This is a genomic window from Flavobacterium weaverense (assembly GCF_003688495.1).
Taxonomy (GTDB): Bacteria; Bacteroidota; Bacteroidia; order Flavobacteriales; family Flavobacteriaceae; genus Flavobacterium; species Flavobacterium weaverense.
The window spans coordinates 382,823-397,285 of sequence record NZ_REFH01000010.1; the positions used below are offsets into that span (position 1 = coordinate 382,823).

General features: G+C 32.1%; 11 protein-coding genes. 5 read left to right on the top strand and 6 right to left on the bottom strand.

Translation table 11 applies throughout. The annotated features are described in order from the left end of the window. Positions 1-63 precede the first annotated feature (63 nt). From BC961_RS11540 to BC961_RS11550, 3 genes are all read right to left on the bottom strand, one after another. A complete protein-coding gene (locus BC961_RS11540; protein WP_121926001.1) occupies positions 64-2,544 on the bottom strand; it encodes a DUF5686 and carboxypeptidase regulatory-like domain-containing protein in 2,481 nt (826 codons plus the stop codon). Positions 2,545-2,639: 95 nt separating this feature from the next. Beyond that, positions 2,640-3,053 (bottom strand): type II 3-dehydroquinate dehydratase, encoded by a 414-nt coding sequence (locus tag BC961_RS11545; protein WP_121926002.1) that lies wholly within the window; start codon positions 3,051-3,053, stop codon positions 2,640-2,642. A 75-nt stretch (positions 3,054-3,128) separates the two neighbouring features. Next, positions 3,129-3,692: a porin family protein gene (locus BC961_RS11550; RefSeq protein ID WP_121926003.1), complete on the bottom strand. Its 564-nt coding sequence runs from the start codon at positions 3,690-3,692 to the stop codon at positions 3,129-3,131. A gap of 600 nt (positions 3,693-4,292) precedes the next feature. Between BC961_RS11550 and BC961_RS11555 the strand changes: the two genes are divergently transcribed. The 3 genes from BC961_RS11555 (at position 4,293) to BC961_RS11565 (ending at position 7,597) form a co-directional block, all read left to right on the top strand. Beyond that, positions 4,293-4,925 carry an outer membrane beta-barrel protein gene (locus BC961_RS11555; protein ID WP_121926004.1) on the top strand — a complete coding sequence of 211 codons (633 nt, stop codon included), beginning with the start codon at positions 4,293-4,295 and terminating at the stop codon, positions 4,923-4,925. Between the two features lie 75 nt (positions 4,926-5,000). Next, positions 5,001-5,897 (top strand): site-specific tyrosine recombinase, encoded by an 897-nt coding sequence (locus tag BC961_RS11560; RefSeq protein WP_121926005.1) that lies wholly within the window; start codon positions 5,001-5,003, stop codon positions 5,895-5,897. A 179-nt stretch (positions 5,898-6,076) separates the two neighbouring features. Then, entirely contained in the window at positions 6,077-7,597 is a 1,521-nt protein-coding gene (locus BC961_RS11565; RefSeq protein WP_121926006.1) for a PAS domain-containing sensor histidine kinase, read from the top strand. Between the two features lie 116 nt (positions 7,598-7,713). Here the strand turns inward: BC961_RS11565 and rny are convergent, their stop codons facing one another. The 3 genes from rny to BC961_RS11580 form a co-directional block, all read right to left on the bottom strand. Then, positions 7,714-9,276 (bottom strand): ribonuclease Y, encoded by a 1,563-nt coding sequence (rny, locus tag BC961_RS11570; protein ID WP_121926007.1) that lies wholly within the window; start codon positions 9,274-9,276, stop codon positions 7,714-7,716. A 208-nt stretch (positions 9,277-9,484) separates the two neighbouring features. After that, positions 9,485-9,778 (bottom strand): cell division protein ZapA, encoded by a 294-nt coding sequence (locus BC961_RS11575; protein WP_121926008.1) that lies wholly within the window; start codon positions 9,776-9,778, stop codon positions 9,485-9,487. An 8-nt stretch (positions 9,779-9,786) separates the two neighbouring features. Next, the gene (locus BC961_RS11580; RefSeq protein WP_121926009.1) at positions 9,787-10,077 is read right to left on the bottom strand and encodes a hypothetical protein; all 291 of its coding nucleotides are present in this window, start codon (positions 10,075-10,077) and stop codon (positions 9,787-9,789) included. 175 nt (positions 10,078-10,252) lie between these two features. On the opposite strand from BC961_RS11580, the gene BC961_RS11585 reads away from it, so the two are divergent. Further along, complete coding sequence (locus BC961_RS11585; protein WP_121926010.1) at positions 10,253-11,950, top strand: M23 family metallopeptidase; 1,698 nt, start codon at positions 10,253-10,255, stop codon at positions 11,948-11,950. A 6-nt stretch (positions 11,951-11,956) separates the two neighbouring features. Continuing rightward, positions 11,957-14,425: a TonB-dependent receptor gene (locus tag BC961_RS11590; RefSeq protein WP_245980914.1), complete on the top strand. Its 2,469-nt coding sequence runs from the start codon at positions 11,957-11,959 to the stop codon at positions 14,423-14,425. Positions 14,426-14,463: the final 38 nt, after the last annotated feature.

A 14,463-nucleotide genomic window follows, 5' to 3' on the forward strand; every position in this document is an offset into this window, starting at 1 on the left:
ATTTCTGTCTCATTGATGCTATTCTATTTATTTACTTTCCTCAAGATAGGTTTTGGAATAAAATTATTCTAAAATATTTAAAAATTTTAATCCAAAGACTACTCCGTCACCTTGAAAACCATTTTGGTACGATCGAACATAATCAACTCGTAACATTTTAAATTTACCAAATCCTAAATTGTCTAATCCAATTGTCGCTTCAGTATATGGTTTATTTTCTGGTGTAGAAAGCGAATGGAAACCTAAGTTTAATGTAGATTTTAATTTATTAAGTAATGGAATTTTGTTCATAATATAACCTTTATCGTTGTACTCACCATGCAATTCAAAATAGGAATTATTTGTACTGTTAGAGTAGTAAGGAAGCAAGTTAAAGACATTCAAATAACGCTCTGTTTGTCCTACATGAGTTTGATTACCATTGAAATGTTTATAGTCGATAAAAGAGATGTTTTCTGCATTTAGAAACTTTCCAGCTTTTATATTGATACCTAAAACACCCTTATTACTTAATTTTAAATCATACGTAACTCTCGTACTGAAATGATCAAATTCGTATTTCTTTTCATTTGATGCGAATGCTTTCTCATACGCTATATAAAGAGTGGGATATTTTTCATTTGGAATATTAAATTTACCATCTGGTCTAGAAGAATATGTATTTCCAAAATGTATTCTAGCGTTTATCGTTGCTTTGGTTAAATGATGTGTGTCGAAAGCTGGAGTTATAAAGTCGTTTGGAGCTAAAGGATTATTCGATGTGTACAAATCATTCTTACTAAAAAATGAATAGTCAGTATTATTAGATAGTGGTTTACGCTGCTGATATTCTAACTTACCGTTTATATTTACTCCATTGGCAACATCTTGGCTATAGCCAATGCCTGCTGCTTCTAAATTATACAATTTCATGAAATTATTCTTAAAAGCCAGAGAACTAACAGTATTGACTATTTCACTAATAGGGTTAGTAGCATTAAACTGCTTGACTGTGCTTCCACCTGAAATATACAAAGTGGCATAATTTTGATTATTGAAACGATGCAAAAATTGCCCCGTAGCACGTAGTCGATCTTCTGCGATTCCATAATTAAATTTGGTGCTAATAGAAGTGTAAGCTCCTTTTTTTTCTAAATTTTTTCTGTTAATATATTTGAAGCCAGAATCGAAATTGTAACCTTGAACAGTATTAAAACTAAATGATCCTAAATTTAGCAGTCCTTCATAACTAAGACTGTATTTCTCTTGGCTATCTTTAAACGTGTATCCCATAACTAACTTTAGTATTTTGAATCTATTACCTTTTTTATCTATTGAATCAAGATATTTTTCAGAATTTCTAACTTTATAAATACTGTCTTTTCTACTATAATCGGTGTTCTCTTCTACAGTCAAAGGAATTGGTCGATTGCTATTCCAGAAAAGACTATCCTTTTTATTTGAATCAATTTCGATACGAGTAATTTCGCTCGAAAATGTTTTTGGAATGAATGCCTTGATAAATTCATAATTACTGTAGACGTAATTAAATTTTCCAGTGAATCCTATACCAAATGCTCCAGCTTCAATATCAAGACTTTGAGTGTTTTTTGCCCAAATTTTATTATTGCGATTATAGCTAAAGTTCTGTTTTATGGTCATTTGGTCAACAAATTCTTCTTTCATTCTGTACCCTTTTATATTTAAGTCTACAGCATAAATTGCCCATGAATCTTCAACTATGTATATGTAACCCTCAAAAACGGGTTCACTATCTCGCTTTGCAATAACTCTAATCTTGTTGATCATAGTGTTATTCTCGTCAAAAAAGGTCCCTTCTAACTTGTAATTATAATAATTGAATGCATTAGTAGCGATTGGAGAAATCATTTTTATACCAAATTCAACGGTATTGTCATAGAAATCGTAGAAGGAAGATCGGGCAGTATTGTAGCTGTATCCATTATCTCTACCGCTAACTTTTGAGGCTGTGACTATTTCTTTTAAATTGTTAGGCTTCTCAAAGGATATTTTCGAAAAAGTTTCAGAGAGTGAAATAATTCCTGTTCCTGTTGAATCTAGTGCGCCATTTAAATCACCAATTTTTTGACCTAATATTTGCTTGGGTGCATTTTTTAATTTGAAAATCCCTCTAGAATAAAAATCAGCGTTAAATCTGTTAGTTTTCTCTGTATTTTGTTTTCTACTAGCAATTGCATTTTTTATGATCGCAAGAGCGGGATTAATTTTCTTATTTATCACTACCTCATTAAGTGAGAAACTTTCCTCAATCATTTTGATGTCTAGTGTATAAGGAAGCTTATCAATTTTTATTTTTTGCGTTTTAAAACCTAAATATTGAAAGATTACTGTAGCGTTTTCTTTTCCTTTTAAATTGAACTCAAAATATCCTTGCTCGTTTGTACTGGTACCATTGTAGGTGTCTTGTTGAAGAATGGTTACAAAAGGAAGTGGATTTCCTTTTTCATCTGAAACGGTTCCTTTTATTTGTGCAGTGCTTATAATCGAAAAGAAAAATAATAGTAATAAGTAGTTTGTTTTCATGAAAGTTATTTCTCTCACAAAAATAGAAGAAGTTTAAAAATAGCGTATTAATTATTTGTTAAACATTTACAGTAGAGATTTATATGCTCATGATCTTACAAATACGATTGTATTGCTAATTCGTAGCTTTTTAATCCAAAGCCCAGAATTACACCTTTAGCATTTCCTGAAATATAGGATTGGTGTCTAAAGCTTTCACGTGAAAATGTATTGGAAATATGTACTTCAACTACAGTAGTAGTAATTGCTTTGATTGCATCACCTATTCCTATAGAAGTGTGTGTGTAAGCGCCAGCATTAAGTATTATTCCATCGTATGAAAATCCAAATTCTTGTATCTTCCCTATTAACTCTCCTTCGATATTACTTTGATAGTACGATAAATCTATGGTTGGAAATTGAATTTGTAAAGTGGTAAAATACTCTTCGAAAGTTAGGCTACCGTAAACTTCTGGTTCGCGTTTTCCTAAAAGATTTAAATTTGGTCCGTTGATGATAATAATTTTCATAATTCCTTTTTTGTAAAAATAAAAAAACCGTTCTAATTTATAGAACGGTTTTGAAAAATTTAATTTTTATATTTTTTAGAATTTAAATCCTGCAGAAACTTGAACTACAGAGTTTTTAACTTGTGCTTCTTTAGATGCGTCTGTTAAACCCAAAACGTAACGACCTTGTAAAAAGAAATTATCAGTGATATTAAAACTTAATCCGCCTGCTAATCCAAAATCAAAAGTCTCTGCATTTTTTGCATCAAATTTATTTTTCTCACTCAATAAAATAGAAGCTTGAGGTCCTAGGTCTAAACTAACCGCTTTACCTAAGCTTATTTTAGCCATAACGGGAATAGACAAATAACCTAACTCATTCTCAAATTCCTCTACTGCGTTTTTATAAGATGCACCTACAGTTGAGTATAGCAATTCAGGTTGGATTGCAAAACCTTCCGTTAATTTTATTTCAGCTATCAAACCTCCGTGGTAGCTTGTAATCGCATCAGTTTTGTAATTAGTGCTGTTTACTCTGATTTCACTTCCAGTTTGATTTGCAAAATTTAAACCACCTTTAAAACCAAAACGTACTGACTGCGCTTGCATAGTTGCTGAACCTACTAATAGAACTACTGCTGCTAGAATTACTCTTTTCATAATTTTTAATTTAATGTTTATTAATACTTGAAATGGGTCTTTTATTAAACTACTTAGTTTAATAATTATTGTTTACTAATTAACATCCTCCATTTCAAGAACTGTTCCAATAAATCATAATATGACCAAGTTTAACGTGTCATGTAACTTATAATTAATTTGAATCTAGTTTATTATTTGATAACTCTTTGCTTTTAAGTATTTTGGACGATTTTTACTTAAATATTCGAGAACTATTTTAGATGTGTTTATTTTTATATTTTTTTCGAATAAATAATTTATTTACTCCTAAGTGGTAATAGTGACGGTATTTAAAGGGATATTAATGCCACTGATGTCCCAATTTTACACATAATTTGTATTTTTTCTGCCTTAACAATGCTCCTATGAAAATCCTTATAATTCAGTCAAAAAAGACTTTTTTTACGTAATTAAATTTAGAATAGTATTGTATCAAGCTGTCCAACAAATAGTTACTTTACCTTTTTATATTTATAATTTTTTACTGACAAAAAGAGCTAATATTATTGGGTAAAAGCGATTAAAATTAGATTGTTTAGGTCTATATTTGCACTTTTAATTTTTAAAAATAATAAAAGAATGAAAAATTTAATTTTTACAGCTGCAGCTGTACTAGCATTTGGTTTTGCTAACGCTCAAAGCGAAAATGATTCAGCAAAAACTTTCGGATTTGCAGAGAATGACATCTTTGTTGAAGGTAATTTAGGTTTTACTTCTACGGATAACAAAAACACAAACGCAAAAACAAATTCTGTACAATTTTCTCCAAAAGTTAGTTACTTCATTAGTGATAATGTAGCAATTGGTGTTCAAGTAGGAGTTGGTAGCGCTAAAGGTGAATTAAACGGAGTTGATGTTTCAAAAAGTTCTAGTTTTAATGCTGGAGTATTTGGACGTTATTACTTCCTAGAATTAGGAAAAAGATTTAAAACTTACGGTAGTGCTAACATTGATTTTGGAAGTGCAAAATCAGGTTTAGGAAATGCTGAAGTTAAATCTAATGGTACAGCAGTTGGAGTAGGTTTAGGTCTTAACTACTTCGTAACAGAAAGAATCGTATTGAACTTTGGTTTAAGAAACATTTTAAGCTACAATACTTCTAAAGTTGATGCTCCAGGAGCTAAAAGTTCTTCGAACTTTGGTTTTGACTTAAATGGAAATGTTGCTAATCCATTCGCTGCAGGAAGCTTTGGTGTTGGATACAGATTCTAATTTTATTAGATATCAATTTAAAACCTCTCATTTTGAGAGGTTTTTTTTTGCTTAAAAAGTTGTTACTTTGTATTGATGGAGTGGAATTCGTATATAAAAAGTTATCAGTCATATTTGAAAATTGAGCGTGGACTTTCGGTCAACACGATTGATAATTATTCCTATGATATCGAGCGTCTACTTTTACATTTAACCCAAAATAAGATAGAAATATCTCCAATCAATATATCAGAAGAGTGTTTGCAGCAATTTATTTATAGCGTTTCGAAGGAAGTAAATCCGCGCTCGCAATCGAGAATAATCTCTGGACTTAAAAGCTTTTTTAACTACTTAATATTTGAAGATTATCGAAAAGACAACCCACTAGATCTTATTGATACGCCCAAAACAGGTAGAAAACTCCCAGATACTTTATCTGTAGCGGAAATTGACCAACTTATTGACGCAATTGAATTAACATCCAATGAAGGAGAGCGAAATCGAGCAATGCTTGAAACACTCTATGGTTGTGGATTGAGAGTTTCAGAATTAATCACTTTAAAAAATTCTGATTTATTCTTTGACGAAGGATTTATCAAAATTACTGGAAAAGGAAATAAACAGCGTTTTGTTCCTATAAGTGATATAACTCAAAAGTACATTCAAATATATAGAGAAACAGTTCGAAACCATGTTTCTATACAAAAAGGATTTGAAGACACCTTATTCCTAAATAGGCGGGGACGACAGTTAACGCGCGCTATGATTTTTACAATCATAAAAAACTTAGCTGTAAAAATAAATTTAAACAAAACAATAAGCCCACACACCTTCCGTCATTCTTTTGCTACGCATCTACTAGAAAACGGAGCAGATTTGCGTTCTATCCAATTAATGTTAGGACATGAATCAATTACCACTACTGAAATTTATGTACATCTTGATAGGAAATTTTTGACAGAAGTTTTAAATTCCTTTCATCCTAGAAAGTAGTTATTTAATATACTTATTTATCATACTCGTCGTGAATTTTTATTCATCAAAACGTAGTAATAATTCTAATCAAATATTCCAAAATTTGTTTAAAAAGATAAGAATTTATTCATATTTTAGCACATAAATAAAAAATTATTGAGTAAATTGTGATACAATAATACCTTATCTAAAGCGCTATGATTTCGAACTTTATTAATAACGGAAATTGCCAAGAGGTAAATGAATTTTACAGTAAACTGTTTGAGGAAATTCCTGATTTAATATTTGAATTTGTGATCACTCCTGACAACACCTACCTGTTTCCTTTAGTAAGTAAATCAGTAAATGAGCTTTTCGAATTATCCTCTAATAATTTTAATGATAGTGATAAATTTCTTGTCTACGAAAGAATATTTGAAGCGGATCGAATTCCATTTTTTGATTCTTTGGTAGAAGCAAAACGTAAACTTGAAAGATGGGAATATGAATTCCGTGTATCACTTCCTAAAAAAGGGATGCGATGGTTAAAAGTTTCATCAAAACCGGAGCTTTATCCTGATGGGAACATTGCCTTTTACGGAAGAATTTCTGATGTGACAGAAATCAAGAAGCAACAGTTACAGGTGAAAATTTCTGAAGAACGCTTTAAGTTTGCTTTGGAAGCATCAACTGCTGGTGTTTGGGATTGGGATGTCGTCAACAATACCGTTTTCTATTCTTCACAATCAATGAAAATTTTAGAGCAAGCTTCATTGGATGTTTTTGATACTCCTGAACGATGGGATCAAATTGTACATGAAGATGATTTAAAAAAATATTACTCAGATATTGAAGAGCATTTTGCTAATAAAACTCCTTATTACGAAAACCAGCATCGAGTATTAACATCGAGCGGAAATTACAAATGGATTTTAGATAGAGGTAAAGTTATTGAGCGTGATGATAATGGGAAACCACTGCGCGTAATTGGAACTCATACTGATATATCTGCTCAGAAAGAAAGAGAGTTGGAATTAGTAAAAACAATGGAATTATACAGTAAACAAAATAGCAGACTTTTAAATTTTTCGCACATAGTTTCTCATAATTTAAATACGCAAGCTGGAAATATTCAATCTATACTAGATTTTATAGAAGCTGATGATGATTCAGAGAGTACTAAAGAAATGCTGTTTGATTTGCGAACTGTTTCGAATGATTTGAATGAAACAATCGAAAATTTGACGCAGCTTGTGCTGATTCAAAGTAATTCTAATATTCCAATCAAATCTCTAAATTTAAAACATTATTTAAATAAGACTTTAGATTTGATAAAGAATGTCAAAAACTATGATCAAGTAACCATCATAAATGATATCGATTCAGAAACCTATGTAGATTTTAATCCGGCGTATTTAGAGAGCGTATTACTAAACTTTACGACAAACGCTATTAAGTATTCCTGTGTTGAACGTGGCGTGAGTATTAAATATTCATTTTCGATCGAAGATGGTAAAAAAACATTGTCAATTTCTGATAATGGCCTTGGAATAGATTTAGAAAAGCATGGTAGCTCACTTTTCGGAATGTATAAAACGTTTCACAAACACGATGATGCTAGAGGATTAGGTTTACATCTTACAAAGAATCAAATCGAATCGATGAATGGTACTGTCGCTGTTGAAAGTGAAGTAGGCGTAGGTTCAACCTTTAAAGTAGTGTTTAAAGACATCTTATAGGAATCATAGTAATTATTCTGCATCGTAAATTTAAGTACAAGAAACGCCTTCTAATAATAAAGCAAAAAAAAACTTCTCAGCAATGAGAAGTTTTTTTTAAAACTATTTTGTAATTTTTATTTAGCGATATTAACTGCTCTCGTTTCACGAATAACAGTAACTTTTACTTGCCCAGGATAAGTCATTTCTGTTTGGATTTTTTGAGAGATGTCAAATGATAGGGAAGCAGCATTTTCATCTGATACTTTCTCACTTTCTACAATAACACGTAATTCTCTACCTGCTTGAATAGCATAGGCATTCTTAACTCCGTTAAACCCGTAAGCAACTTCTTCAAGGTCTTTAAGACGTTGAATGTAAGAATCTAATACTTGTCTTCTAGCTCCAGGTCGCGCGCCTGAAATAGCATCACAAACTTGTACGATAGGAGATAATAAAGATTTCATTTCTATCTCATCGTGGTGCGCTCCAATAGCGTTACAAACTTCTTCTTTTTCACCAAATTTTTCAGCCCATTGCATACCTAACAATGCATGAGGTAAATCACTTTCAGCATCTGGTACTTTTCCGATATCGTGTAATAAACCTGCTCTTTTAGCTAATTTTACATTTAAGCCAAGCTCAGCAGCCATAATTCCACACAGTTTTGAAACTTCACGAGAGTGTTGTAGTAAATTCTGTCCATAAGACGAACGGTATTTCATACGACCTACTACTTTAATCAATTCAGGATGTAATCCATGTATTCCTAGATCGATAACAGTACGTTTACCAACTTCAATAATTTCGTCATCAATTTGTTTAGCAGTTTTAGCAACTACTTCTTCAATACGTGCAGGGTGAATACGACCATCAGTAACTAATTTATGTAAGGCTAAACGAGCGATTTCTCTTCGTACTGGATCAAAACAAGAAAGGATAATTGCTTCAGGTGTGTCATCTACAATAATTTCTACCCCTGTAGCAGCTTCAAGCGCGCGTATATTTCTACCTTCACGACCAATGATTCTACCTTTTACATCATCCGATTCAATGTTAAATACAGATACACAGTTTTCAACTGCTTCTTCTGTTCCAACTCTCTGTATCGTATTGATAATGATTTTCTTTGCTTCTTGCTGAGCTGTTAGCTTAGCTTCTTCAATCGTGTCTTGTATGTGTGCCATTGCAGAACTTTTAGCTTCTGCTTTTAGCCCGTCTACCAACTGATTTTTAGCTTCCTCTGCAGATAATCCTGAGATTACTTCTAACTGTTGTAATTGGCTTTTATGTAAACGGTCAACTTCTGATTGTTTCTTGTCTAAACTTTCAATCTTAGTGCTGTATTCTAAAGTTTTAGATTCAAAATCATCATTCACTTTTTTAGCCTTCGATAATTCATTTGAAATTTGAGATTCTTTATCTCGAACTCTTTTTTCTATTTCAGCAACTTTCTTATCACGTGATAAAATCACTTGTTCATGTTCTGATTTTAATTCGATAAATTTTTCTTTTGCTTGAAGAATTTTATCTTTTTTTATGTTTTCTGCTTCGAGATTAGCATCTTTCAAAATTGAAGCTGCTTCTTTCTTAGAATTTTTTATTAAGTTAGAAATATTGCTTTTTTCTATTAATTTGGCTATCCCAAAACCCGCTGCAATACCTATAATACCTGAGATTACGATCGTTAATATGTCCATGTTTGTTAAAATTTATATATAAAAAAAGCCTACATTAATTGCTTGAATAAACTCGAAAAGACAAGTTTTGAGCTAACTCACTGTTCAAGTTTCCTCGCCGAAGCGTGGCATGCTTTAGTAGTGATGATTTGCTCATTCTAAATTGTTAGTGTTGAGTTTACCAATTGTGAACTAATGTAGGCAGTATCTTAGTTTTTGTAAAGAACGTTTATTTGTCGAGATATTGATCTAAAACAGCATTGATTTTTTTAATTCTCTCGATGGTTGCTTCACCGTCAATAGCATTATCAATTTGTTTTTGTTCTGTTTGCGAAGCAAATTGTAGGGCACACATCGCCAATACATCTTGTTTATCACGTACGGCGTAATTTTCTTCAAATTGCTTAATCATTTTATCAATTTTTTTAGAAGCGCTTCTAAGCCCTTCTTCTTGAGAGGGATCTACCGTTAAAGGATAAACCCGGTCTGCTATCGATATTTTAATTTTAAGCTTTTCGTCCATATCTTATCTTAATCTGATAGTTGTGCTATACAATAATCTATTTCGCGAATTAATGAATTTATTTTAAGCTTTGTATCTCTTTTATTATCGTCACTGCCTAATAATGAACTGGCTATTTTGAGTGTTTCATACTGTGATTTCAATGACTGAATCTCTTCAGATTGAGTTTGTATTATCGATGCAGTATTTATTAATTCACTTTTTAAATCTTGATTATTTTTCTCTAAACTTTTCATTTTAATGAAAAGTTTTTCGACTTTATTTTCAAGAGTATCAATAATTTCTGCAATTACACTCATTATATATCTTATTCATTACATAATCATACAAAGTTAGTATTCCTTTTTAATTTTGCAATATTTTATTATTTTTTTTGTCTTAATTTAGATAATTATCAGTAGCGCAAATAGTTATAAACATTTTTTTTTACTGCAATTCTGATTAGTTTTTTTATCTTAGCAAAAATGTAAAACAATGAAATTTTCAGTACTTTTTTTATTTTTTAGCTTCTCAGTTTTTGCTCAGGTCGAATATCCAAAAGATTACTTTAGATCGCCTTTAGATATCCCAATGCAATTGTCTGGAAACTTTGGGGAATTGAGACCCAATCATTTTCACGCTGGTTTCGATTTAAAAACGCAGCAAAGAGAAGGTTTAAATGTCTATGCTGTAGCAGATGGATATGTTTCCCGAATTAAAATTTCAACTTTTGGTAACGGCAAGGCGATTTACATCAATCATCCCAATGGATATACTTCGGTGTACGGTCATTTAAAAACGGCTAATGGTGATATAGAAAAGTATATTAAGAATACACATTATAAGGAAAAGAGTTTTGAGATTGAAATGTTTTTCAAACCAGATGAGATGACTGTAAAAAAGGGTCAGATTATTGGATTTTCAGGTAATACTGGATCATCTGAAGGTCCACATCTTCACTTTGAATTTAGGGATTCAAAAACGGAGTATGTTATCAATCCGATGCTTTTTGGTTATGATAAATTTATAAAGGATACCAAGAAACCTACTGTTTCTGGTGTTTACGTTTATCCTCTTAATGCTAAAACAACAGTAAACCGAGCGAAGCGACCATTAATGCTTAATCTCTCTTTGCAAAAAGATGGTACCTATCTTTCTGAAAAGGTGGTTTCTAATGGAGCGATTGGTTTTGGTGTTTCAACTTATGATACTGACGATGTTTCGTTCAATAACAACGGAGTTTATAAAGTGCAGTCGTTTTTCAACGGAAAACCTAATTTTGGTTATGACTTTAATACGTACTCTTTTGACGAAATGCGTTACATCAATGCTCTAGTAGATTATTCGAGATATAAAAAATTACAACAGCGTGTTCAGAAACTGTACATGAAAACCCCATATAATTTAAGTATTATTAAAGCAGATAGTAATAATGGAGTTTTGCAAGTTTCACCAAATGTTACATCGCTTTATCGTATAGAAGTTTCAGATTTTTTTGGTAACAAAAGAACTATTTCTATTCCCATTCAATATGACCTGTTAACTACTATTATAGGTTCAGAACCTGTTCAGTCTAATTATTTTATTAAAGCGAACAAAGACAGCAATTTTGCACTTGGCAATATGTCCGTATTTTTCCCTGCGGGAACTTTCTACGAAGATTTCGAATTTAACTTTGCAATTAAGAATGATACCTTGGTTCTTCACGATGATACTGTTCCAGCTCATTCTAATTTTACGATTACTATTGAAGATTTAAAATCTACAGAAGCTCAGAAAGAGAAAATGTTTATTGGAAGAATTGACGGTAAGAAGATAAACTATAACTCGACGTATAGAAAAGGAAATACGTTTAACACTAAGTCTAGAATTTTAGGAAACTATGCTTTAGTAAGCGATAATATAGCGCCTAGAATAAGTATTGCCACTCCTGTCGAAGGAAAGTGGATTAGCTCTCAAAAAACAATTCAAGTTTCTATATCCGATGAATTGTCTGGTATAAAATCGTATAATGGATATTTAAATGGAAAATGGATTCTTATGGAATACGATAATAAAACAAGAAAACTAACTCATTTTTTTGAAGACGGAATTGTTGCTGATGGAGCTAACGAATTAAAAGTTGTAGTAACTGACAATGTAGGAAATTCAACTACCTTTGAGACTCGTTTTTTTAGAAATCACAAAAAGTAATATCATTTGAGTGCAATCAAATTCTTTTCTGTATATGTTTTATTCCTGTTGAGTTTGAATTTGTCGGCTCAGACTGCTCGAATTAAAGGTGTTATTTTAGATAAAAATAGCGAGCCGGTAGAAAACGTAAATGTTTCGTATCTCAATATGGCAACGCAATCTAATAAAAACGGCTTTTATGATTTAAAGGTCCCTGCAAATCAAAAAATAACTCTAGTTTTTACGCATGTTTCTTTGAAAAAGATTTCCGTTAGTTTTGTTTTAAGTGCTAATGAAAACAAGGAATTTAATCCCGTTATGAGTGATCAACAAGAACAAATGGGAGAAGTAATTGTTTCATCAAATAATAAAAAAGTGGTTACTGGTGTAACGACCATAGAGCCTGAAATGATGCGCAAAATCCCAGGTGCGAATGCAGGAATCGAAAATATTTTAAAAACACTGCCGGGAGTAAATTCAAATAATGAATTGAGTACACAATATGCCGTACGTGGTGGTAACTATGATGAAAATCTGGTTTATGTTAATGAAATTGAGGTTTATCGTCCCTTTTTAATTCGTTCTGGGCAACAAGAAGGTCTTAGTTTTACAAATACTGATTTAGTTCAAAATGTAGATTTCTCAGCTGGAGGTTTCCAAGCCAAGTTTGGAGATAAATTATCTTCCGTTTTGGACATAACGTATAGAAAGCCGACAAATTTTGGAGCAGGGATAGAAGCGAGTTTTCTTGGCGGAAGCCTGTATGTAGATGCCGTTTCTAAAGATAAAAAATGGTCTGCTGTCACTGGTGCTCGTTATCGCAACAACAGTCTTTTAGTTAAAAGTCAAGAAACACAAACGAATTTTACGCCTTCGTTTGCAGATATTCAAACGAATATAAATTACACTGCTTCACCCAAATGGCAATGGAGTTTTTTAGGTAATATTTCACAAAACAAATACCAATACCGACCTTTAACACGACAGACTCGGTTTGGAACTATAGATAACCCGATGCTGCTAACTGTTTTTTACGAAGGACAAGAAAAAGATAAGTACGATACTTATTTTGGAGCATTAAAAACAACATTTAACGCAACAGATAATTTTACTTTAAAGTTCATAGGTTCGATATTTCACACTTTGGAACAAGAGTATTTTGATATTTTTGCACAGTACCGAATTGGCGAAGTGGATTCTAGTATTGGGTCGCAAAATTTTGGAGATGTTGCGTATACAAGCGGAATAGGATCACAATTGAATCATGCTCGAAATGACTTAGACGCATTAATTGTCAATACGGAGATTAAAGGATTTCATGACTGGAAGGAAAGTCAATTAGAGTGGGGAATTAAATACACTCGAGAGTCGATCAGAGATCGAATTATAGAATGGGAGGTAATTGATTCGGCTGGATTTTCAGTAAATCCACCAATTCTTAATTTGCCTAAAAATGATCAACCTTATAATCCATATGTTGGTCCTCTTTTACCATATCAAAATGTGCGAGCAACTAATTTTAATTCGATCAATAGATTTTCAGGTTATTTTCAATGGAGTTTGAAATCTACTGTTGGTTCAACTGAAGTTTCGTATAATGCAGGAATTCGTGCACACAACTGGGAAGTTCAAGGGGAAACTCTGCAAGGGAAGTCACAAACTACCTTCAGCCCAAGAGCACAATTTGCAGTAAAACCAAATTGGGAAAAAGATATGGTTTTTAGAATATCGGGAGGATTATATCATCAGCCGCCATTTTATAGAGAGTTACGAAATGCAGAAGCGGTCGTTCAACCAGATACTAAAGCACAACAATCAGTACATTTTGTTGTTGGTAATGATTATAGTTTTAAGATGTGGACTCGTCCATTTAAATTAGTATCTGAAATTTATTATAAGTCACTCACTGACGTAAATACGTACACTATTGATAACGTTCGCATTCGCTATGCAGCTAATAATAATGCAAAAGCATATGCACAGGGATTAGATGTTAGACTTAATGGCGAATTTGTTCCTGGAACTGAATCATGGATAAGTTTTGGTTATTTAAAGACAGAGGAAAACAGTAATGAAAAAGGATATGTTTCACGACCTACTGATCAACGCTTGAAATTTGGGTTGTTGTTTCAAGATTATATGCCAAATATTCCAAGCTTGAAATTGTACTTGAATTTGGTTTACAACACAGGATTGCCAGGTGGTTCACCATCGTATGCAGATTCTTATTTGTACCAAAACCGATTGAATGATTATCGTCGTGTGGACGTTGGATTTTTTAAGGTGCTTATTGATAGTAAAATGGGAAAAAGAAAGAGTGATTGGTTAAATAATTTTAAAGAACTGGCAGTGGGATTAGAAATATTTAATCTATTTAATAACCAAAATGCAATTACAAATACGTGGGTGAGAGATGTTTATTCGAAAAATCAATATGCAATTCCTAATTATATGACCACGCGTGTTTTTAATGTGAAATTAACGGCTAAATTGTAGTCAAGCAAAATCTCAGTTTTAAAGAGATTTTCAGGTTT